At 55.2% G+C, this 22,561-nt stretch carries 14 protein-coding genes; 9 read left to right on the forward strand and 5 right to left on the reverse strand.

What is annotated here, in order from left to right; genetic code table 11:
* The first annotated feature begins 259 nt into the window (after positions 1-259).
* From AC6T8Q_RS06415 to AC6T8Q_RS06425, 3 genes are all read left to right on the forward strand, one after another.
* Complete coding sequence (locus AC6T8Q_RS06415) at positions 260-3,208, forward strand: hypothetical protein (protein ID WP_500678283.1); 2,949 nt, start codon at positions 260-262, stop codon at positions 3,206-3,208.
* Positions 3,209-3,525: 317 nt separating this feature from the next.
* The gene (locus AC6T8Q_RS06420) at positions 3,526-4,596 is read left to right on the forward strand and encodes a pseudouridine synthase (protein WP_500678284.1); all 1,071 of its coding nucleotides are present in this window, start codon (positions 3,526-3,528) and stop codon (positions 4,594-4,596) included.
* Positions 4,593-5,492: a dihydroorotate dehydrogenase electron transfer subunit gene (locus AC6T8Q_RS06425; RefSeq protein WP_500678285.1), complete on the forward strand. Its 900-nt coding sequence runs from the start codon at positions 4,593-4,595 to the stop codon at positions 5,490-5,492. The genes AC6T8Q_RS06420 and AC6T8Q_RS06425 overlap by 4 nt, the downstream gene beginning before the upstream one ends.
* 96 nt (positions 5,493-5,588) lie before the next feature.
* Here the strand turns inward: AC6T8Q_RS06425 and rpsT are convergent, their stop codons facing one another.
* Both rpsT and AC6T8Q_RS06435 read right to left on the reverse strand, forming a co-directional pair.
* A complete protein-coding gene (gene rpsT / locus AC6T8Q_RS06430; RefSeq protein ID WP_496922260.1) occupies positions 5,589-5,870 on the reverse strand; it encodes a 30S ribosomal protein S20 in 282 nt (93 codons plus the stop codon).
* A gap of 58 nt (positions 5,871-5,928) precedes the next feature.
* Positions 5,929-7,398 carry a tetratricopeptide repeat protein gene (locus AC6T8Q_RS06435; protein WP_500678286.1) on the reverse strand — a complete coding sequence of 490 codons (1,470 nt, stop codon included), beginning with the start codon at positions 7,396-7,398 and terminating at the stop codon, positions 5,929-5,931.
* A 297-nt stretch (positions 7,399-7,695) separates the two neighbouring features.
* Here AC6T8Q_RS06435 and cobA point away from each other — a divergent pair, with 297 nt between their 5' ends.
* From cobA to AC6T8Q_RS06450, 3 genes are all read left to right on the forward strand, one after another.
* A complete protein-coding gene (gene cobA / locus AC6T8Q_RS06440) occupies positions 7,696-9,225 on the forward strand; it encodes a uroporphyrinogen-III C-methyltransferase (protein WP_500678287.1) in 1,530 nt (509 codons plus the stop codon).
* A 78-nt stretch (positions 9,226-9,303) separates the two neighbouring features.
* A complete protein-coding gene (locus AC6T8Q_RS06445; RefSeq protein ID WP_500678288.1) occupies positions 9,304-10,266 on the forward strand; it encodes a DUF1559 domain-containing protein in 963 nt (320 codons plus the stop codon).
* Positions 10,267-10,278: 12 nt separating this feature from the next.
* A complete protein-coding gene (locus tag AC6T8Q_RS06450; protein ID WP_500678289.1) occupies positions 10,279-11,616 on the forward strand; it encodes a PQQ-dependent sugar dehydrogenase in 1,338 nt (445 codons plus the stop codon).
* A 24-nt stretch (positions 11,617-11,640) separates the two neighbouring features.
* Here AC6T8Q_RS06450 and AC6T8Q_RS06455 read toward each other — a convergent pair whose 3' ends face one another.
* Positions 11,641-13,590 carry an acyl-CoA dehydrogenase family protein gene (locus AC6T8Q_RS06455; protein WP_500678290.1) on the reverse strand — a complete coding sequence of 650 codons (1,950 nt, stop codon included), beginning with the start codon at positions 13,588-13,590 and terminating at the stop codon, positions 11,641-11,643.
* A 1,224-nt stretch (positions 13,591-14,814) separates the two neighbouring features.
* On the opposite strand from AC6T8Q_RS06455, the gene AC6T8Q_RS06460 reads away from it, so the two are divergent.
* Together AC6T8Q_RS06460 and AC6T8Q_RS06465 are read left to right on the forward strand one after the other, a co-directional pair.
* The gene (locus AC6T8Q_RS06460) at positions 14,815-15,030 is read left to right on the forward strand and encodes a hypothetical protein (protein WP_496922268.1); all 216 of its coding nucleotides are present in this window, start codon (positions 14,815-14,817) and stop codon (positions 15,028-15,030) included.
* Positions 15,031-15,324: 294 nt separating this feature from the next.
* Complete coding sequence (locus tag AC6T8Q_RS06465; protein ID WP_500678291.1) at positions 15,325-16,437, forward strand: S1 family peptidase; 1,113 nt, start codon at positions 15,325-15,327, stop codon at positions 16,435-16,437.
* 3 nt (positions 16,438-16,440) lie between these two features.
* Here AC6T8Q_RS06465 and coaD read toward each other — a convergent pair whose 3' ends face one another.
* The gene (coaD, locus tag AC6T8Q_RS06470; protein ID WP_500678292.1) at positions 16,441-16,929 is read right to left on the reverse strand and encodes a pantetheine-phosphate adenylyltransferase; all 489 of its coding nucleotides are present in this window, start codon (positions 16,927-16,929) and stop codon (positions 16,441-16,443) included.
* 164 nt (positions 16,930-17,093) lie between these two features.
* On the opposite strand from coaD, the gene AC6T8Q_RS06475 reads away from it, so the two are divergent.
* A complete protein-coding gene (locus AC6T8Q_RS06475; protein WP_500678293.1) occupies positions 17,094-18,278 on the forward strand; it encodes an alkaline phosphatase family protein in 1,185 nt (394 codons plus the stop codon).
* Here AC6T8Q_RS06475 and AC6T8Q_RS06480 read toward each other — a convergent pair.
* Positions 18,235-22,440 carry a PAS domain S-box protein gene (locus tag AC6T8Q_RS06480; protein WP_500678294.1) on the reverse strand — a complete coding sequence of 1,402 codons (4,206 nt, stop codon included), beginning with the start codon at positions 22,438-22,440 and terminating at the stop codon, positions 18,235-18,237. The two genes, AC6T8Q_RS06475 and AC6T8Q_RS06480, sit on opposite strands and share 44 nt — an antisense overlap.
* Between the last annotated feature and the right edge of the window lie 121 nt (positions 22,441-22,561).

Consider the following 22,561-nt stretch of genomic DNA (forward strand, 5'->3'; position numbering starts at 1 on the left):
TAAGTTCGCAGTCGCTGCTTACCCAACGTGTGGGCGACCTGCAGAATTCGCTTCGGAGACTTGCTCGTCTGGGACATGCCTTCCACTACGATGACACGAAAAGCATTGTTTAGCTAGCAGGTGAGGGTTTTCGACAGAGCAGGTTAAGACAGATATTTCTTGACAGGCCATTTGTAAAGAACCACAATTCAGCCTATCCACACCAATCCTGGCTGTTCGTGAAATCACCTGGATCAAGCACTTGGGATTCGAGAAATCCATGATCAATAAATATCTTGTTATCGCTCTCGCGGGATTGATTTTTACGTTTGATGTTGAAGTTAGTTCTGCCCAAGTTTCATCGTCCTGGAACGGCACAACGGGCAATTGGTCCGACGCTACGCGGTGGAGCACCGATCCCTTGTTTCCCAACAACGGCAACGGGGAGAACGACTACAACGCCGTCATCAACGGCGGCACGGTGACGCTTGATCAGGAGATTGAGATCGAGGGACTGGCACTTGATAACGCAACAATCAATGGTGACTTCGATTTAACTCTGAAGGATATGTCGAATTGGTCCAGTGGCACGATGGAGGGTAGTGGCGTAACGACGATCGGTTCGGAGGGGAGCCTGGCGATGATTGGCGTTGATCAAACGCGTAATCTTAATCGAATTCTGGTGAATGACGGCTCAACGACATGGACGGGCGGTAATCTCAGCTTGGTCAACGGCACGTTCCAGAACAATGCGGAGTTTTTGGTTGATGCTTCTTTAAGTGATCTGTTCATTTACAGCCAGGCCGGCACGAATGCGTTTAACAATGCGGGCACGTTCACGAAGACGGGAGCTGGCACAGTCACGTTTGTCCGCTATGGCGGTACCTTCACGTTCAACAACTCGGGAACCGTTGATGTCCAAGAAGGTAGCCTCTTATTGCTTGGTGGCGACCACACCGGGACCTTCACCGGAGCGGTAGGAACATCCCTCCAATTCGGTGGGAATCACAACTTCGCCGCTGGGGCTGATATCTCTGGAGGAATGAACGTTAACTTCTCAGGAGGGACGGCAACGCTCGACAGTCAACTGACGACCACCGGCACGGTCAATATCCAGGGGACGGTGGCCATCGAAGCAGGGCATCTGGAAGCGCCGACTGTGAATCTCAGCGGTACTGTGACCGGTTCGGGAGATTGGGATGTCGATGACGATCTCAATTGGACGTTAGGCACGATGGCTGGTAGTGGCGTAACGACGATCGGTTCTGAGGGAACCCTTGCGATCATTGGCAATCAAACCCGTAATCTTAATCGAATACTGGTGAATGACGGCTCAACAACATGGACGGATGGTAATCTCAGCTTGGTCAACGGCACGATCCAGAACAATGCGGATTTTTTGGCTGATGCTTCCTCAAGTGATATGTTCATTTACAGCCAGGCCGGCACGAATGCATTTAACAATGCGGGCACGTTCACGAAGACGGGAACTGGCGCAGTCACGTTTGTCAGCTATGGCGGTACCTTCACGTTCAACAACTCGGGAACCGTCGATGTCGAAGAAGGCAGCCTCTTATTGCTTGGTGGCGACCACGCCGGGACCTTCACCGGAGCGGTGGGAACCACGCTCCAATTCGGTGGCAATCACAACTTCGCCGCTGGGGCTGATATCTCTGGAGGAATGAACGTTAACTTCTCAGGAGGGACCCATAACTTCAATGGCACCCTCGACACCACGGGCACGGTTAATGTCGGCTCGGGCGGAAGTTTTCAGCTTAATGGCGGCATGCTTAAGGCCGAAGAGATGACTTTCAGCGGGGGCTCGGCCAGTTTTTCTGGTGGACGCGTGGCCGTGGGGACGATTCATGGAAATTTGGGTGTCCAGGGGGCAACGGTCTCCCCGGGCGGGCCAGGCAACATCGGTACGACGAACGTCGTCTATGGTTCTGTACTCCCGAATTACAGTCCCAGTTCGACGAGCACGCTGGAGATTGATTTCGCCGGTCTCGACTCATTCGACCAACTGAATGTGGAAGGGATCGCTTATCTAAATGGCACGCTTGATCTTTCCTATTTGCCCGAGCTAGGGGAATTGAATAATCAGACTTTCCGAATCTTGACGGCAAGCAGTATTGTCGGAACGTTCGATACCCTGCAGGGGAACCTGTTCGACAATGGGACGGTGATGCCCATTTATGGCGACGACTATGTCGATCTTTTAGTATCGTTTGATCCCCCACCAGCCCCCACTCCCGTGCTCAACGAAGTGCGGAAGCTTACGGCCTCCGATACGGCTTTCGACGACGCTTTCGGTCGCCATGTAGCTATCAGTGGCAATATCGCCATTATTGGTGCGCGGCGAGATGATACTGATGTAGACGACTCGGGCTCCGCTTATCTCTTCGATGTGACCACGGGCCAGGAACTTTTTAAGCTCACCGCTTCCGACGCTGGGGAAGGAGATCTATTCGGTGCGTCAGTGGCAATCGATGGCAACGTCGCGATCGTGGGTGATCCTTATTCAGACTCCGCTTATCTCTTCGATGTGACCACGGGCCAGGAGCTTTTTAAGCTCGCCGCCTCCGATGCTGCTGAGTTGAATTTTTTTGGCGAATCCGTGGCAATCGATGGTAACGTCGCGATCGTAGGTGCTTTTGTAGATGATTCCGCGGGACAAGATTCAGGATCAGCTTATCTGTTCGATGTCACGACGGGAGAGCAACTCTCGAAACTCATGGCGTCTGACCCCGAATTTGCCGATTACTTCGGATTTTCCGTCGCCCTTAGCGGCAACATTGCAGTTGTGGGTGCACCCACCGGCTTCATAGATGGGGGTCTGGGTGCGGCGCATGTATTTGATGTCACGTCAGGTGAGGAGTTGTACCAACTTATCACCTCCGATGCGTACGAGAGTCAATCCGCCGAATTTGGCTATGCTGTAGCAATCGACGGCAACAAAATCATTGGGGGGAGCTACTATTTGGAGGCAGCCTATATTTTCGAACTCCCACTCCCTGGCGATCCCCTCTCAGGTGATTTTGACGGCGATGGGGCTGTCGGCGGTCGAGATTTCTTGTTGTGGCAGAGAAACCCGAGCGTCGGGAATCTGGCCGATTGGCAGACAAATTATGGTGAGGGTTCACTCACGGCAAGCGTCACCGTGCCGGAGCCTACGAGTTTGCTATTGTCTGTTGCTTTATTCGCGGGTGTCGCACTACGGCGGAAGTAATAGCCCTCACCAGGATGTTGCGGCTATAGAAGCAAGCGATTGCGACGGCCCGATGACCCTGTGATTAAGAACAAATTCTTTTCTAAACGAATGTACTTGTCAGCATGCCCCGCTAACACATGGCATATCTCTCTGGCACGGAATCAGTTGTCATTCTTTGAAAGTCCTATCGCTGACGGATTATTTCAATCTGCTGGTCCCTGAAGTCCACCTCCCCCCTTCCCCATAGCCCCTGGGTTTCTCCTTTCGTGGCAGGTATGATGGGGGGTATGCGGCCGTGGTGTTGTCGCTCTCCCTTTCGACCATGAGCCAGCGCGATGACTCCTCGCAAAAAAATCAGCCCCAAAAAATCTCAACAGCGAACCTTCGGCAAAAAAGCGCCGGTGCGCGGCAAACGTCCCGACGCGCGGCCCAGGCGGCGGACCGTCTCCACGCCTCCCTCCGATTTGCCCGGTGAGCGGCTGCAAAAGTTTCTCGCAGCGGCGGGGATCGCCAGTCGTCGCGAGGCCGAGCAGATCATTCTGGAAGGCCGGGTGCAAGTCGACGGCCAAGTCGTGACCGAACTCGGCACGCGGGTGGAACCTGCCAAGCAAGAAATCTTCGTCGACGGACAAAAGATTGGCAAAGTGAAGCACGTTTATTACGCCGTCAATAAACCGACCGGGATCGTGTGCACGGCCAACGATCCCTCGGGCAGGCCGCGCGTGATCGATTTGCTGCCGCCCGACGTGGGCCGCGTGTACAACGTCGGCCGCCTCGACATGAGCAGCGAAGGGTTGATCCTGGTGACCAACGATGGTGACCTAGCCAATCTGCTGACCCATCCCCGGCATGGCGTGCGGAAGTATTACGAAGTCCACGTGGCGGGCGAACCGGGGCCGGACGTGTTGTCGCAATTGCGGCGGGGCGTGCATCTGGCGGAAGGATTTGTGAAGCCGGTCGACGTGCGCTTCAAAGGCAAGAAAAAAAATAGCGGCGTGCTTGAAATGGTCCTCGACGAAGGACGCAACCGCGAAGTGCGGCGGCTGTTAGCACGCGTGGGACACAAAGTGCAGCGCTTGATTCGCGTTGCCGTCGGACCGATTCGCCTGGGCGAGCTTCCCAAGGGAGCATCGCGCATGCTGACTCCGGAAGAAGTTCGCAAACTGCGCGCGGCCGTCAGCGAACAACCGGTCGCGCGGAAACGGGCCCCCTCCCCTGCCGGCCAGGATGACGTCAAGAAACTGGCCGAGGTCGCGCGCGAACGTAAGCGCAAGGCAGCGATGGGTAAGGCCACCAAAGGTTCGGCCCCAGGAGCTCGTAAGGGAGCCAAGAAGCAAGGGGCTGGTCCCAGTGGCTCGAAGAAACCGAGCGGATTTGGACGGCCGCGAAAGCGAGGTTCGCGTTGAGCACCGCAGGATGCGACTCACAATCGAATACTCTGGCTGCGGCGTACTATGCCGACCGCGCGCGGCAATATCGCGTAACGATTACCCTGAATGAATGCTTAGCGCGGAGCACCTACCGCGTGCGATTCGAGTGTCCCGAGCTGGCCGCGACGATCGTGCCGGGGCAATTTCTGATGGTGCGGTTGCCGCACGATAACGACCCGCTGCTGGGGCGGCCGTTCGCACTCTACGACACGGTGCTCGATGCGGGTGGCACGCCGATTGGAGTCGACGTCGTCTATTTGGTCGTCGGCAAGATGACCAGCCAGCTCGCCCACTATCAGCCCGGGCAGCAGCTCGACGTCTGGGGACCGCTGGGGAACGGTTTTTCTGCGGAGCCGGTCGAGCATCTGGTGATGGTCGCGGGAGGAATCGGTCAAACACCGTTTCTCGCGCTGGGGCGCGAATTTTTGGGCAAACGTTCATACGGATTGGGGGAACGCACCGTTTCACCGGCCCAGAAGGTGACGCTGTGTTACGGCGTGCGGACCAAAGATTTCCTGTCGGGGGCCGAAGATTTCCGCGCGTGTGGTATCGACCTGTGGATCGCCAGCGACGATGGCAGCGTGGGGCATCATGGCTTGGTCACGGAAGTCTTGGAGCAAGTGCTCGACACGCAGACCGCGACTTCCACACGCATCGCCTGCTGCGGGCCCGAGCGGATGATGGAAGCCGTGGCGGGCATCGCGCGGGTGAAGAATGTGCCGTGCGAAGTGTCGCTCGAAACCCCGATGGCCTGCGGCATCGGCATCTGCTTCAGCTGCGTCGTGAAGACCGAACAACCCAGTGGCGACTGGGACTACAAACGCACGTGCGTCGAAGGCCCGGTGTTCGACGCGCGGAAGATTGTTTGGTGAAGCTCGCGGCAGAGCTTGTTCCGCCTTGCACTCACATATTGAAACCACCGGCTTGCGCCGGCGGCTCTTGGTGGCAAACTTAGGCTGTCAGCGAACTTAGGCGCTGGCCTTTGCCGTTTTGATCTTCTTGATCGAAGCCGAGAGGCGCGACTTCAAGCGCGAAGCTTGATTGTCGTGAATCACATGCTTCGAGGCTGCCTGGTCGAGCTTCTTGGTGGCCAGGATGAATTCCTGCTCACTGGTGGCGACGTCGCCTGCCAGGATGGCGGCACGTACCTTACGGATTTGAGTCCGGAGCGTGGACTTGATGGTGCGATTGTGGGCACGACGATCGATGCTCTGACGCAAACGCTTCTTGGCACTGGCTGAATTGGGCATGTTGACTGATTAACAACGGGACTGCGGATTACTGTTGGCCACCTTCGGCCAACGGGAATCACCCACTATCGCGTAATTTGTTGATTTTGTCCAGCCGGTCGGCCACATCCCGATAGCTAAAATCGAGGCCCGCCAATTCGGTCAAATGTCGCTCGGCGCGGTCAAATTCTCGCATTCCCGTGGCCAAAACCCCCGCGCGATACAGCGCCAGGCGGCGGATTTCTGAATCTGGCTCCTCGCAGGCGGCCACGGCCTGTTCGTAGTTGGCCAGGGCCAATTTGTACTGTTCGATCTTCTGGAAGCACTCGCCCAGCTCGACCAAAACCTGGGCCCGCCGTTGAACGTCGCCGCGGGCGGCTTGCAGCAGCGGAATCGCGTCCTTAGGTTTGCCAGCCCGCTTGAGCCGCAGGGCGAGCTCATACTTCAAACGCAAATTGTGCGGATCACGCTCGGACTTGGCGGCGTAGGTTTCCAGCTCGAGCTGATTCGCGCGGATGCGCATCTGGTTGGCGAGCTGCTGATTCTCTTCCGTGGGATCCTGCTGATGATTCTGCTCGGCGATCGCCTGTTGCTGTCGCGAACGCCTTAACAATACTTCTTCCAAACGCTCGCGCACCGTGAGGTCGCCCCCGCCGGAAGCTTGCAAGGCGCGCTCAAGAACTCGTTCCGCCTCGTCGAAGCGTTGCTGCTGCACGTACAAATCGGAGAGCTGGTAATAGGACTGCAAATTCGACGGATCGCGGTCGATTGATTTTTGCAGCCGTTGCTCCGGCGGCAGGTCGATATCTTCGTCGTTGGCGACCGTTTGATGATCTTTGGCATTGCGGGCGTAATTCGCCACGGAGATTTTCGACGTGCTGCCAGCCGTGCTCCCTTGCATCAACATGCTGGAATCGTAGCCCCCTTCGTGGATCGTTTTTTCCACCGAAAGTCGCGAGATGGCTTGCAGCGCTTCTTCGTCCTGCGGCTTGGCTTGTTCGACGCGATGCCAACAGGCGATCGCTTGATCGAACTGGCCCATCCGTTGAAGCGTCATCGCCGCTTGGCGGTTGGTGGCGATATCTTTGGGATTCGTGTCCAAACCCCGGCGCAGATACGACAGTTGGGCTTCGTCGAGGCCCAGCTCGCGGCAGACTTGGGCCATGCCCAACAGTGTGGTGATATCCCACGGATTGTACGCGAGCGCATTGCAGCCCGCTTGCAGGGCTTCGGTCCAATTCCCTTTGGCGGCCGCGCGATTGAGGGTCGATCGCTGGCTTTTAATTTTCAGCGACGCCAGCATTGCGCCCGACTTATTATTCTTATATTTCTTCTGCAAGTTCGAGAAAAAGCTTTGCAGATAGATCGTGTTGCCTGGGTCTTCGACCACGCATTGCGTGAAAAGTTGCGTGGCGTAATCGAAATCGTCCTTATCGGCACAACGCTGGCCATGCTCGAAAACCTTCTGCAAACGCTGGCGCGAAGCGGGCGACAGGGGCGCAATTCCTCGCGCTCCGCGTGTGCCGCCAGCTTGTTGAGAAGGTTCCATAACCATTATTCTAGCATTCTGTGCTTTGCCCACCAATTTGCCACGACCAACAGTCTAGGAGAACTACCAAGTCGAATATTTGAACCGCCAAGATCGCCAAAATCCGCCAAGAATTACAAAATACGTTTTAACCACAAATCCGCACGAATTTCACAAATCTACCATTCGTGTGATTCAGGTGAATTCATGGTGAATCACTTTCTTGGCGCTCTTCGCGTCCTTGGCGGTTCATTTTGACTTGGCAGTTCTCGGGGCCCAGCAGTAATTTAGCCTCATGACCCCCAAGACCCACAAATTATGAAATCTGGCAAAGTGTATCTCGTCGGTGCCGGGCCGGGGGAACCGTCGCTCATCACGTTACGGGGTTTTGAACTGCTCCAAAAAGCCGACGCCGTGTTTTATGACTACTTGGTCGATCCGGTTGTGCTCAATCATGCCGGCTTGTGGGACGAGAGTCAAACACCGCGCGAACTCGTTTGTCTCGGTCGGCATGGCGAAGGGCGATTATTGTCGCAGGACGAAATCAACGCCCACATGGTCGCGACGGCTCAGCGGGGCAAGATGGTCGTGCGGCTCAAGGGGGGCGATCCCGCGATCTTTGGCCGCACGGCGGAAGAAATCGCCGCCCTCGAAGCGGCTGGCGTTCCGTACGAAGTCGTCCCCGGGGTGACTTCGGCACTCGCCGCGAGCAGCTATGCGGGCATCCCGCTCACGCACCGCGATCGAGCCTCCTGCGTGGCGTTTGTCACCGGGCAAGAATCTTGTCACAAGGAAACCGATTCGCTCGATCTAGCGAACCTCGCCAAGTTTCCCGGGACGCTCGTGTTTTACATGGGCATCACGACCGCGCCCCGTTGGTCGACCGAATTGATCTCCCACGGCAAGCCAGCTGCCACACCGGTCGCAATCATTCGCCGGGCGACGTTTGCCGATCAGGAAGTGATTAAGACGACGCTCGGGGAACTGGCCGAAATTTTGGGTCCGAAAAAGATGCGTCCCCCCGCGATCATCGTTGTTGGCGAAGCCGTCGAAGCGGCCACGCAGTCGGCCTGGTTTTCGACCGAAGTTCAGCACACAACCAAGCCACTCGCGGGGCAAACGATTTTGGTCACGCGGCCCGAACATCAATCGGCCGATATGTTGCGAGATTTGCATTCGCTGGGAGCGACCACTTGGTGCCAGCCCGCGATCGAGATTTCCGCGCCGGCGGATTGGAGTGCGGTCGATCAAACCATCGAAGAGTTGCCGACGTTTGATTGGCTGGTGTTCTCGAGCGCCAACGGCGTCGACTACTTCTTGCGGCGTATCTTGGAAAAAGGTCACGATCTACGTCACTTGGGCAACTGCCAAATCGCGGCGATCGGTCCCGCGACAGCCGAGGCGTTAAAAAAGTTTCATCTGCACGCCGATTTGCAGCCGCACGAATACCGCGCCGAAGCCTTGGCCGCGGAGCTTGCTCCGCAAGCGAAAGGCAAACGCGTTCTCTTATTACGCGCCAGTCGTGGCCGGGAAGTGTTGGCCGAGATGCTCACCGCTGCGGGGGCCGACGTTTCGCAGGTGGTCGTTTATCAAAGTGCCGACGTCGCCCAGCCCGCGGATCACGTGCTGAAACGTTTGCGGTCGGGCCAAATCGATTGGATCACAGTCACCAGCTCCGCGATCGCGCGGTCGCTCATAAAAATGTTCGGCGACGATCTCCAGCAAGCGAAACTCGTGGCGATCAGCCCGCTGACAGCGGAAGTCCTGTCCGCCGCCGGTTACAAAGCCTCCGCGGTGGCGAAGGAATACACGAGCGAAGGAATGATCGCGGCACTAGTGGAGTCTTAATAGGCGGATCGCCACGCGATCCTGCACACCCCAGGACTACATCGCCCTGGAACACTTATTGCTTCTCTCTGGCTGGCGATGGCCAGGATACATAATAAACGTGGGGAAACTTTCGGCGTTGGACGCGGTGCGTTCACGTTGGTTGAACTGCTGACAGTCACCAGCATCATTGGCGTGCTGGTGGCCATGTTACTCCCGGCCGTCCAAGCGGCACGCGAAGCTTCGCGGCGCATGACGTGTGGCAACCATGTGCGTCAAATTGGTCTGGCTGCGCAAAACTATCACGCGGCGTATGGCAAATTCCCGCCTGGACGAGGTGCGCCCCTTCCTTCGGTATTTTCCACGCACGCCTTCTTGCTGCCATTTTTGGAGGAAATCTCGCTGCGCGAACTCGTTGACTTTGCAGCGCCACCCACGAGTTTCACGGTCGGCGCTACGGCTTACGACGGCACGCCGAATTACGCAGCGGCAACGCGCCGCGTGGCGATTTTCTTGTGCCCGAGCGATCCCGCCGCCGGAGACATTGCTGGCTCGCTGTATGGTGCAACGAACTACGCGGCCAATGCCGGTAGCGGTCGGCTCAACGCCGGAAACATCGTCGAGTCGGACGGCGTGTTTTACACGAACTCCGCGGTCGGATTTCGTCATTTGCTAAGAGGCTCGTCCGCGACCGTGGCTTTCAGCGAGCGAACATTAGGCGTCGGGCAAACCTACGACGCAGCACCAAATGACCTCATGCTGGAATTACCGCTGGCGAGTGATCCAGGTGATAGCTCGTGTGCAGCTAACAATAGCGGCTCGTGGTACGGCCAGCGTGGGGCGAAGTGGATTTTGGGCAACTACGGCAACACTCTCTACAACCACTATTACGCGCCCAATTCTGAAGTCTGGGACTGTATGAATCTGTCTCAACAAAAAGGTTTGCTCGGCGCGCGGAGTCACCATCCGTCCGGCGTGGTGACTCAATACTGTGATGGAAGTCAAAAATTTATTGATAACGACATCGACGTGGAACTGTGGCGCGACATGGCGATGCGCTAGAAAGGTTTGAATATGAGAATCGATTACGTTTTGAAGATGACATTAGCTTGCGGCTTTGTTTTTGGAATTCAGACGGCGGCCGTGTTGGCTGAAACGACCAACGAGTTGGGGCAGCAAGTTGCCAAAGAACTACCAAAGCCATTTGCGACCGAATCGGTGATTAACCATCCGGAAGTGATCGGCTGGCCAGAAGGTAAGACGCCGCAAGCTCCCGCCGGGTTCAAAGTCACCGCGTTTACGAAGGACTTAGACAACCCGCGTTGGCTTTATACGCTGCCGAACGGCGATATCTTGGTGGCTCAAGCCCGTACGATGCCGAAGCCGGCGCCTGACGAAGACACCCCCGCCGAAAAGCGCGAAGAAGAAGAAAAAATGAATGCGGGCATGAAAAAATCAAAAACCGTAACTGGTGATTCCCCCAACATCATCACATTGCTCAGAGATGCCGATGCCGACGGCACTCCGGAGGTTCAGGAGACTTTTCTCAAAGATTTGAACCAGCCGTTTGGGATGGCGATTGCGAACGAAACGCTGTTCGTGGCCTGTACCGATGGCGTGTGGGCTTACCCTTACGAAAAAGATCAAACGACCATCGACAAACCGGGCATGAAAATCTTGGATCTGCCGGCCGGGGGATACAACAACCACTGGACGCGCAACATCATCGCTTCGCGGGATGGCACGAAACTGTATATCACGGTTGGTTCTGCCAGCAACGTGGCCGAACATGGCATGGCCGAGGAAATGTTGCGAGCCAACATTCTGGAATGCAACTTGGATGGCACGGGCCTGCGCGTGTTTGCTTCGGGGCTGCGAAATCCGAATGGACTCGCTTGGGAACCAATCACCGGAGCCCTGTGGACGACGGTCAACGAACGGGATCAGCTGGGCGACGAACTCGTGCCTGATTATTTGACGAGCGTCCAAGAGGAAGGATTTTATGGTTGGCCGTACGCTTATTTTGGAGCTCATGAAGACCCACGGCTCGAAGGCCAGCGGCCCGACCTTGTGAAAAAGACGATCGTCCCCGACGTGCCGTTGGGCTCGCACGTGGCCGCGTTGGGTTTGGCGTTTGACAAAGTCGATCGGTTTCCCCAAAAGTATCATGGGGGAGCATTCGTCGGCTTGCGCGGTTCGTGGAATCGCTCGGAGTTTTCGGGTTACAAGGTCGCCTTCGTCCCCTTCCGCGATGGCATTCCCGCGGGCGATGCCGAAGATTTCCTCACCGGCTTTATCGCCAACGACAACGAAGTTTACGGCCGGCCCGTGGGCGTGATCTTCGCCCAGGATGGATCGCTGCTCGTCGCCGACGAACCAAGCGACGTGATCTGGCGAGTGACGACGGAGTAGGTTGTTCTTGTCGATGAAGTCGCGTTATTCTTTATTCTTCGTATTTGACCGCACCGCCATATCCCAAAATTCACGACCGAACCGCTTACTGACTACAGACATCCGCATAACGTCTGTGGTTCCATCGGCAATGCGGAGCCCGTTTAAATCTTGCAATCTGTCCCCGAGATCGACTTGTGTTGAATAACCTTCGGCGCCAAATGCTCTGGTTGCTGCATCAACAGCAGCTAAAGAAATTTCCACGCCTTCCGCTTTCAGGCCATTGATCAGTAACTCTGCCCGATCCAGATTTTCTTTACCGCCCAAGTCCAAGAGTCGAGCCGCTTCACGTGCTAATGAGGCTGCCATTTCAAGCTCAGTTGTGTATTGTCCCAGTGGTTGTTGTAAATGTGTGAAGCGGCCTATGGGTCCGCCAAAGGCATTGCGGGTACTAATCCTTTCTGCCATTTGTTTGAGAGCCCCTTCGCCAGTACCCAAAGCAGCAGCGGCTTGCATAAGACGCCAGTAGCGAAAGTGCTTTTCAAATATGTCGGCACCTTTGCCATCTTCGCCGATCAGCTGGCTGTCGGAGACAAATAAGTCCTTAAACTTTAGGCCTCCAAACGAGTTTCCTTTGAGGCCATGTGCATTTAACTCAATTACCTCTAAACCAGGAGTGTCTAGCGGAATCACAAACGCGCTAAGTTCTCGATTTTGACCACTGGTTGCCTTGGCAAATAGCACGACGTACTTTGCCTCTTTTAGTCGTGCTACATATCTCTTCTCACCGGTGAGAAGAAATCCACCTTCCGTTTTCTTTGCAAAGCTTTTAATTGCGTGAAAGTCGCTGCCGGCTGTTGGTTCTGTCATGGCGACCGCTATGTACGCATCGCCATTGATGACCTCTTTGATAATTTTTGCAACTTCTGGATTGGTTGAATTTGTTAAAAGCCGACCGTGTGCTCCACCGACGATATCCCGAAAATTCAGGTTGTGAGAACCCGCGTGTCGGAAAACTTCAAGTGTTTGCTCAGCATTCCATCCAGCTCCACCAAATTCGATTGGCATATCCAAGCCAGGAAGACCAAAATCGGCTGTCTCTTGACGCCAAAGTACTGGAGAGGTGAAACGGTCGGACGGTGTTTTATTTTCGCCCCAAAGTTCACGAGCTGTTTCATCAATCTTTGCGTTAACTCGTTCAACGGACTTGGGGTGGCTAGGTGCATCTTGATAGCCTTTCTTCGTTTCATCAACGGTGACTGTAAACACAGTATTCAACTCATAGATGAGACCATTCGGATTTCCCGTGGACGGACGATTCAGATAGATTCTGCGAAATTGTTTGTCGTCATCGAATTTGACTTCATATCTGTAATCCTTAGTTGGGTTGCTAGGATCAAGAACCGTCAAAAGATTCTCCTTTCGCTCTTTTAGCAAAACGAAGTGGCGACCGAGTTCGTTTCCTTTGGCTTCAGTAACGGTATAGCTTAATATCTTCAACTGATGCTTATCTGTATGCAGTTTCGGTCCACGATGGCGACGCCATTTCTGGTCGTAAGCTGAATAGCCAGGCGAAGACTTGATCGAGATTTTCAGGTTGGAGTCAAGCAGATGTTGTTGGTCGTAATACTTAATCAGCTTTTCAAAGAGTTCATTGGGAACACGTCCATTTAGGAGGCGTGGCTCATGTGTGAAAGCCTCAAGTGCTACCTTGTGTGGATTTGCAATAAGCTTATCCCCAGTCATGCCCAAGAGCACTTGTAGAAGGTCGATAGCAGCGGCACTGGGGCAGGCGCCCCCTCCGGCCTTAGCAATCAATATGTCTAGCTCTTTTTGGAGGACAAAAACATTGCCATTGGCTTCGTGAGATTTTTGAGCGAACGTAATTGCATCGCTAGGATAAGGCAAGGTTTGAGCAATTGCTTCCAACTGAATCGTAAGCATGCAAATTGAGACGGCCAAAAGCCGAAGACAATAGCTTGAAAATACAAACACTGTGGTAGCTCCTTGGCAGACAGAATGTGAAAGAGCTAAGTATACACTTATTCAGTGTTCGGTAAAACAAGTTTTTCGTGACAGATTGGCCTCTCTCGGAATGACCAAATCCCCAGCGGCTGGAAGCCACCGTTACGGATCCGATCTCACAGAGGTCAGCTACAGGAAGAAGACTTTAGGACCGTGGGCTGTGGGACTATGGACTGTAGATAAGCTTCATGCCGCCCAAATCGCGTTTTCTCTCATGGCTAACGGCCACTCTCACCGTAGCCTGGGGCAGCGCCCCAGGACTCAGGCCGCAACAATCCGTTTAGCCGAAGGCCTTATTCATCGAGAAAGTCTTGGCCACAGTTGAGTATGGCTTTCAGCCAACGATGCGACATCGATTCTATTCCTAGGTCGTTGCCCTAGGCTACGATGAGGTTTGGCTTTCAGCCAATGAATTCGAGCTTGTGTCGCCCCAGCCTGCATACATCCATTCGTGCCATTCGTCTGATTCGTGGTTGCTTCCCCTCCGTGCTGTCTGTGCCCTCTGTGGTTTAATCATTTCTCCCCGGCCAAGAATCGTTGTGGCGAAGCGCTTGGCAATCGCGATAATGGGGTTCGCCCATTGTGTGGCGTGTTCTTTGGAAACTCAAACTGTGGAAGGTCCATTTGGAACGCGCTCAATGTACGTTTTGACCAAAAGTCGCCTCGTTTTGGCACGTGCGAATTTCGCAAGAGCTTGAACTTTCAGCACTTGCGACATGCCCAAGTGACAAAACCCAGGAGTTTCGGCGCGAAAGTTGGGACCCCAGCGAACGGGCGATAAATCGAGCTTGGCGTGTTCAGGGAGCTGCAAACCAAGCAAAGCTCGCCAACCTGGCAAAGCTCAGTGGGACTGTGGGACTGTGGGACTGTGGGACGATGGGACGATGGGACGATGGGACGATGGACGATAAGAAGCTAGAAGTTGGAGGCTAGTATTTCCGACCCCTGGCCCCTGACCTCCGACCTCTCCCCCATGATAAACCTTGCCGGCCGTGCTGGTTATTCGCTTCCCCTTATGACGTTTAGCGAACGGCTACCGCGAAACGTCGGACGTTTGCAGTATCGTGAGCCAGTATCCGATGTTTGTGTTGGGGGAAGCTTGGTGCTCGCGATCACCTGCGAGATCCAAGCTCCACAACATGGGATACCCAGTCATTCAGGGACAAGAGTATGCAATCCGACGGAAACCCAAAAGTGCGTGCCACAATTTACCTGCCGCTCGACGTTCTGAATGAGGCTCGGGACGCCGCGGTGCATTTGGCAGGTTACCCGGCACGGCTGACTCTGACTCAGTTGGCGGAGAATGCCCTCCGGGCCGAGTTGCGGAGACTCAAAGCTCTCTACAACAACGGCCAGGATTTTCCCCGTCGCGACGAAGAGTTGCGGGGCGGTCGTCCTATTGCCGCTTGAGACCGATTGAAAAAATGCCACGACCCACGGCAGTCGACAGGGACTGCCGTTCGTCGTGGCGCATTGCAGTTGGTGAGGACAGTGAGAACGCAGTGATGGACATAACACCCTCAGGAAAACGGCGCAGGGATGCGGTTAGCTCAGCCACCGCGAAGGTGGAAGCCGCGCTCGCTTCACGTGAGGAGGCTGCCAAACTTCGTGAGCGGTTGCTGAAGATGATCGTCGAGAACGAAATGAGACGTCGTCAGTCTCCCACCGAATCGACACCTTCACCCACCCAAGTTTGACACCGCAGTGAAAGTTTCCAGAAACGAAACGATTGACCGTTGGCGTGTCCGCTATTGCCTGGCAATAGCGGGCACGATCATCTTTGCGCAGCTGGGCTTCGCGCCCGTGGCGGTCGCAGAGTTTTCAGCCGCCAACTTTAAGAACGTCTGGGCGCAAGAGTTCGGGCTTGGTTCGGAAACCCCTGCTCCGCCCGTGGACAGCGGGTTTCGGTCGGTGCCGCCAGCCACAATGCAACAGCCGCATCCGGCCGTGGCGAGGATTGTTGTTCCCGAAGGGGAAGCGACATCGATGGGGAGCGGCACGTTGGTGGATCTTCGCGATGGCTATGGCATCGTCGTGACCAACTGGCATGTCGTGCGCGATGCTCAAGCGCCGATTGAAGTGATCTTTCCCAACGGATTTACGTCGAAGGCACGAGCTTTGAAGGTCGATTCCGATTGGGATTTGGCCGCTTTGGTGATTTACGAGCCTAAAGGCGTGCAGCCGGTGAAGATCGCCCCAACCGCGCCGCAACCGGGCGATCAACTGACGATCTGCGGCTACGGGCCGGGGATCTATCGCTCGGTGACAGGACGCTGCACGCAGTATTACTCGCCGAAAGAACATTTGCCGCAGCAGATGGTGGAGTTGAACGTCGAAGCGCGCCAGGGGGATTCCGGCGGGCCGATTTTGAATAGCAACGGCGAACTCGCGGGAGTGCTGTTCGGCGCAGGCAACGGCACAACGATGGGAAGCTTCGGCGGCCGGGTGGGTGAGTTCTTAGCATCGCTCGCACCGGATATTGGCCGGCCAACTCAGGCTCAATTGGTGTCCGCGCAAACAACAAGTGACAACGATTTCAACGCGGCCCCAACGGCCAATCCGTGGCAGTCGAACCTTGCCGAACAACCGGCCACGAAGCCCGCGACGACCGAAATTTTGCAACCGCCCGCTTTCGATGAGTTGCAGGCGAACAACAATCCCGCACCAGCGCCACAAGTCGATGCCTTTGCCGCCCAATCGCCAAATATGATTGTGCTCCCCGAGGAAGACAAACCGCTGTTCGAGAAAATCAAATCAGGGCTCGCCGCGTTGGGGCTGTTTGCGATTGTGGTGATGTTTCTCAAAGCGGCGGGGTGATCGCTATTCCACCAGCTTGGCTCGTAAGTCGGCGACGATATCGCGGGGGACAAAGCGGGCTAACTCTTCATCGCCAGCGAGCGACGTGATCTGTTTGATCAGCGAGCTCGAGACGTGCGAGAACTCGTCGTCGGCCATCAGGAAGACGGTTTCGATCCCGGGATCGAGCTTACGATTGGCAAGCGTCATGGTGAATTCGCTTTCCATGTCTGTAAGCGACCGCACGCCGCGGATGATCACGCGGGCTTCGCATTGGCGCACGAAATGCACTGCTAAGCCTGTAAACACCTCCACGCGTACGTTGGTCAAGTGTTTGGTCGAACGCGCGATGAGATCGACTCGTTCCTCACCTGTGAAGAGCGATGTTTTTTCGATGTTCGTGCCGACGCCGACGATCAGTTCGTCGACTAACCGGCTGCTGCGCTCGATGACGTTGATGTGCCCCAATGTAACGGGGTCGAAAGAACCTGTGTATACGGCGCGACGGGACATGGGTTTTGATAGCTTCAAGTGATAAGGATGGATAACAAATTATTTTGGTGGTTGTGAAAGAAATCGGCCAGAGCAATTTTCGATTAATGGCGAATAGCGGTAGTCATTAAACAGCATGAGTTTTAATTAACCGGGGGTTCTATGGATCAACAAAGGTATGCATGATGTCAAACACGAAAAAGGTCTTGTGCGGCGTTGTGGCAGTCGTCGTCGGGCTATTGGGTGGCACATCGGTGACGGCTCAGGTTGGACATGTGATTCATATTAGCATTGACGGCTTGCGTGGTGATTTTCTCGAATCTCGGGTTGGAAATAGCCCTGAGCTTTACTCGAATTTCAAACGTCTTGTCGATGAAGGGGCCACCACGTTCAATGCTCGTACTGATTATACACATACGAACACCCTGCCGAATCACACGACGATGATCACTGCCCGGCCGGTTTTGCAGCCAAGCGACGCCTCGTCGGCAATCCATCACGGTTACACACGCAATGGCCAACCAAGCATTGAAGATACCCTCCATAACTCCGGCAATCCAGATATTGCTTATGTGGCCAGCACGTTTGACGTAGCCCATGATAATGGACTGAAGACCGCACTTTATTCTGGTAAACGCAAGTTCGCGATTTACGATCAGAGTTATAATTCAACGACTGGTGCGCTTGATGTCGTGGGCGTTGATAACGGACGCGACAAGATCGATTTCTTTACTGCACATCCACTAGCTCATGAAATGTTTCTGACGGATCTAAGTGAGGAACATTTTGAGTACAGTTTTTTACACTATCGGCATCTTGACGGCGCGGGACATTCGGAAGGTTGGGGATCGGAGTCGTGGGATGTCAACTTGCAATTTGTTGACGATCATTTGGGAAGCATCATGGACTATGTACACTCCGATCCCGAACTTGCGAATGATACCGTATTGATACTTACTGCCGATCATGGAGGGGACGGCACCGGGCACGGTAACGCTGCAAATGTCAGTAACTACACAATTCCTGTTATGGTTTGGGGTGCAGGAGTAGCAGCTGGTGCAGACTTGTATACACTAAATTCCGAAACGCGAACTAATCCAGGCACAGCACGGATCGATTACAATACAACGGGACAACCGATCCGCAACGGAGATACGGGCAACCTAGCGCTTGATTTGTTAGGTTTGGGTGCTATTCCCGGTTCAACTATCAATGCAAACCAAGATTTGGTTGTTGCGATCACCGAAATCCCTGAACCGAGCGTTGCTGTTCCAATATTGTGGAGTTTGGTAATGTTGACCATCAGACCGAGGCACGCGTTTAATTTTAAGCTTGCGAAGCAAGCGGCTTCGACAGCCGTGGATGGGTGAGCAAGTCCATTAACATGTCAACCGATGGTGGTTTGACGAGGTGCTGATCGAAGCCCGCGGCTTTGGAGGCTTGGATGTCTTCCGCTTGGCCATAACCGGTGAGCGCGACTAGGAAAGGCTGTTGAGCATTGGCATTTGCGCGGATGGTTTTGGCGACTTCATAGCCGTCCATGCCGGGCAGGCCGATATCGAGAAGCACCAAGTCGGGTTGAAAGGCAGTGACGCTGTCCAAAGCGGTCGGACCATCATGAGCCATTTCGACTTGATGATCACCCAGCTTCTTAAGTAAGAGTGAAACGACGCGTGCCGCGCCGAAATTGTCGTCGACCACCAGAATTCGGCGGCTAGGTGTTTGGACTCGGGGGCGAATCGTTTGCGGCGTGGGAGTTTGAGAACTAATCGGAAGTTTGACGGTAAACCGGCTCCCCTTCCCTACCCCTTCGCTATCGGCAGAGACGGTCCCCTGATGGAGTTCCACGAGACTGCGAACTAAGGTGAGGCCAATTCCCAAGCCACCCTGCGCGCGGTCCAAGGCGCGGCTCGATTGGGTGAATAAATCGAACACGCGGGGGAGCAATTCGCGTTCGATACCGATCCCGTTGTCACGAATCTCCACGGCGACGTTGTTGTCGTTATGAGTCAGGCTTAACTCGATATGCCCGCCTGTGGGCGTGTACTTTGAGGCATTGTTCAGCAGATTGCCAAGAATCTGCACGAGTCTCACGGGGTCGGCATGGACATGAATACCAGCCGGCGCCAGCGAAACCTTCAGAGATTGATCTTTCTCCTTGAAGGCCCAACTCACGGCGTCAACGGCACGCTCGACGAGTGGCACGATATCGACAACTTCCTTGCGCAATTCCACCTTTCCACGGGCGATGCGGGACACGTCGAGCAAATCGTCGACCAGTCGCACCAAGTGCTCAACCTGATTGCGCATGATGCCGACTGCTTCGTTGGCTTCGTCGTCTTGAACGGTGAGGAAGTCGAGCCCAGTGCGGATGGGAGCAAGGGGATTGCGAAGTTCGTGAGCCAGCATCGCGAGAAATTCATCTTTGCGATGGTCAGCCTCGCGCATCGAATTGATCATTTGCATTTGCTCGATGAACGCCGAGGCTTGATGGGCGTAGAGATCGAGCATCCACAACTCCCGGCGGGCGAGCCGTCGAGGCTGACGGAAGTGCGTTGCTAGAACTCCCAGCAGCAGGCCGTTGCGATTGCGTAAAGGGGTACATTGAATCGCACGATAACCGGCTTGCTGGGCAAATGGCAACAAACTGGCATAGTCGGCGTCGAGTTCCACGTCTTCGATAATGACTCGGCTTCCAGTGCTGAGCGCTTTGCCGCAGGCGGAATTTTCTGCGAACTCGGCGCCACTGACTGTATCGAGTAATGCTTGATCGAAACCCTGTTGGGTGGCCATTTGAAACTTGTCGGCCAGCGGATCATACAAATGCACCGAACCCATATCGGCTTGTTGCATCGTGATCACCGAGGAGAGCACCAATTGCAAAGCACGATCCAAGCTCTGTGCGGCAAGCAATTGCTCGTTAAGATTATGTAAGCTCTTCATGCCAGCGAGTTCGGCGGTGATTCGCTGTTCGTTTTCGCTTAGGGCCTGCTCCGCGAGTTTGCGGGACGTGATATCCGACACCGTGCCGATGTATCCGAGCATGTGGCCTTCGGCGTTACGCAGGGGCTCAGCACAACCTTGCAGCCAGGCCACGCTGCCGTCGGGCCGCTGGAATCGAAATTCCGTGTGAGAAGGTTGCCCGGCATGGCAGGCTTTTTGCCAATCATCGATGACGCGCTGGCGATCATCGGGATGCACCGCATCGATCCAGCCGCTGCCGTTGGCTTCGTGCGCGCCGTAACCAGCGAGCTGGCACCAGGCGTCGTTGACAAATAAAGTTTCTCCCTCAAGGTTCGTTTGAAAGATTCCCACGGGAGCATTGTTGGCGAGCGTGCGGAAGCGTTCTTCACTCTCGCGCAAGGCTTGCGCGGCTTGCAGTCGCTCACTGATGTTCCGCGCTACTTTGGAAGCCCCAATCACCCGGCCTGTGGTATCACGAATCGGTGAGACGGTTAGCGAAAGATCGAACAGTTTTCCGTCCTTGGTCAGTCGTTTGGTTTCAAAATGCTGAAGCCGGTCACCACGACGGATCCGGCTGAGTATTTGTAGTTCCTCGTCGTGGCGATCAGGCGGAATGACCATCAGAATCGCTTGCCCAATGGCTTCCGCAGCCGTGTAACCAAAGATCCGCTCCGCGCCTAAATTCCACGAGGTGACAATGCCGTCGAGCGTCATGCTGATAATCGCGTCGTCGGACGAAGAGACCACCGCTGCGAGCAAAGCACGATCCCCTTCGCCGCGGCGCTGTTCGGTGACGTCGAGCAGCATATTGATCGCGCCAGTGACCTTGTGCCGCTCATCGAACAACGGTTGCGGATGGGGCATCACATTCACACGCGTGCCATCGGGGCGTTCGATGACGACTTCTTCGCCCTGAACGGGCTTGCCATCACGTAGCGTACGGACCATCGGACATTCTTCCCACGGTAACAGCGTGCCATCGGGACGATAAATTCGCATGGGGGCTGCCCAATTATCCACGCCGACCGGAGGCACAAAACCAAAGAGCTTGGCCGTCGCGTCGTTGAACAGCTCAATCCGTCCGAGCGCATCGCAGGTGAACACGGCAGCTGACAGGCTTTCCACGAGATGCCGATAACGCTCTTGGCCTAATCGCGTGGCGTCCTCGACTGCTTTGCGGTCGGTCACGTCGCGAGTGGTGCCTGCCACGGCCTCGACTTCGCCATCGCTATCGAACACGGGGACGAAGATATACTCGTAAATTCTCGTCCCATGAGTACCGGTGAAAGGAACTTCCCCTTTGAATGTTTTCTTTGTCGAGACCACGTAGTCGAGTTCGCGACTATGCATGGCTGCATGCCATTCAGGATAGCCCAATTCGAGGCAGGTCTTACCGATGGCCTCGTCCCAAGTTTTGCCCCAAACTTCCAGCAACGTGTCGTTGGCATAACTGAAGCGATGATCCAAGTCGAAAACGTAGATGAAGTCGGGGGTCGAATTGAGAATCGTTGCATACAGTCGGCGCTGTTTCTCTGCCTCTACTCGCGTGCGATGCACCTCAGCCACCGCTTGACGGCGTTCCGTGATATCGACGGCGACTCCTCCCACGCCTTGCACTTCGCCATGCGAATCAATCAGTGGGAACTTAACGGCCAAAAAATCTTGGGCAAAACCTCCACGTTGGAGGCGCTCTTCATGCTCAAGAGGCCTGCGCGATTCGATCACCTGCAAATCATGCTCGCGAATTTTTTCAGCAGATCTGCGGTCCAAGAGTTGGTCGTCGCGGAACCCAACCACTTCGGGACGCCCCAAGGCCGTCGCAGCCAAGGGATTAGCGAGCGTGTAATGACCTGCCAAATCTTTCAGAAAGATTGCTACCGGCGCGTTGATAATCAACTGCTCAAAGCGACCTTCACTTTCATGAAAGGCCTTTTCGGCACGGGCGCGTTGATCACTTTCACGCTGGGCCTTGCCGTAGAGTTTCGCGTTTTCAATCGCCAGCGATGCTTGCTCGGCGATGCCTTGCGCAACGCGCTCGGCCGCCTCATCGAAGATGCCGATTTCGGTATGACCAAAAAATAGTCCACCGATCATATCCCCTTGTGGCGACTTCACCGGCACGGCCAAATAGCTCCGCACGGGAAGATGGCCCAAGGGCATGCCTTGGTGTGGATCCATTTGTCCATAAGCAGGATCTGCGAGCACGTCGTCGAGTCGCACAATCCGCTCGCCGCTGAACGTGGCAGAGAACAACGGCGTGTTGCGGGGCAGGCCAAACTTCTCAAAATCTTCGCGGGCTGCACCGCTCAGCGTGTACAGCAAAAAGGCTTCGCCTTGCTCGTTGACCGTGTTGTAGAAGAACGCACCAAACGACGCGAGCGTGAGCTTCGTGCCGATGTCGGTCACTTTCTGCAGGACCAGTTGTAAGTCAAGATTGCTATGCAGATCACGGGCGACTGCGTTGAGGGTTTCCGCTTCTTTGCGGAGCTTGATTTCATGTTCGAGCGCGCCGGCGGAATTCTTCAACACGTGCTGTTCTCTTTGTTGAGAGCGGTGCGCTGTGCTCATGGAAAGTGCTCTTTTTGTGCTAGCACTCTGGAACCAACAACCGCAAAAAAACGGTGAACGCTTATTGTTGCACTCGCAGGGGCCATTATCAACAAGAGCCAGTTGATTCGGCGTGAATTGG

This window comes from Bythopirellula sp. (genome assembly GCF_041737835.1).
In the GTDB taxonomy this organism is placed as follows: Bacteria; Planctomycetota; Planctomycetia; order Pirellulales; family Lacipirellulaceae; genus Bythopirellula.

Coding starts and splice junctions, on each gene's coding strand:
- AC6T8Q_RS06415 (WP_500678283.1), top strand. CDS start 260: ATGATCAATAAATATCTTGTTATCGCTCTCGCGGGATTGATTTTTACG.
- AC6T8Q_RS06420 (WP_500678284.1), top strand. CDS start 3,526: ATGACTCCTCGCAAAAAAATCAGCCCCAAAAAATCTCAACAGCGAACC.
- rpsT (WP_496922260.1), bottom strand. CDS start 5,870: ATGCCCAATTCAGCCAGTGCCAAGAAGCGTTTGCGTCAGAGCATCGAT.
- AC6T8Q_RS06435 (WP_500678286.1), bottom strand. CDS start 7,398: ATGGAACCTTCTCAACAAGCTGGCGGCACACGCGGAGCGCGAGGAATT.
- cobA (WP_500678287.1), top strand. CDS start 7,696: ATGAAATCTGGCAAAGTGTATCTCGTCGGTGCCGGGCCGGGGGAACCG.
- AC6T8Q_RS06445 (WP_500678288.1), top strand. CDS start 9,304: ATGGCCAGGATACATAATAAACGTGGGGAAACTTTCGGCGTTGGACGC.
- AC6T8Q_RS06450 (WP_500678289.1), top strand. CDS start 10,279: ATGAGAATCGATTACGTTTTGAAGATGACATTAGCTTGCGGCTTTGTT.
- coaD (WP_500678292.1), bottom strand. CDS start 16,929: ATGTCCCGTCGCGCCGTATACACAGGTTCTTTCGACCCCGTTACATTG.
- AC6T8Q_RS06475 (WP_500678293.1), top strand. CDS start 17,094: ATGTCAAACACGAAAAAGGTCTTGTGCGGCGTTGTGGCAGTCGTCGTC.
- AC6T8Q_RS06480 (WP_500678294.1), bottom strand. CDS start 22,440: ATGAGCACAGCGCACCGCTCTCAACAAAGAGAACAGCACGTGTTGAAG.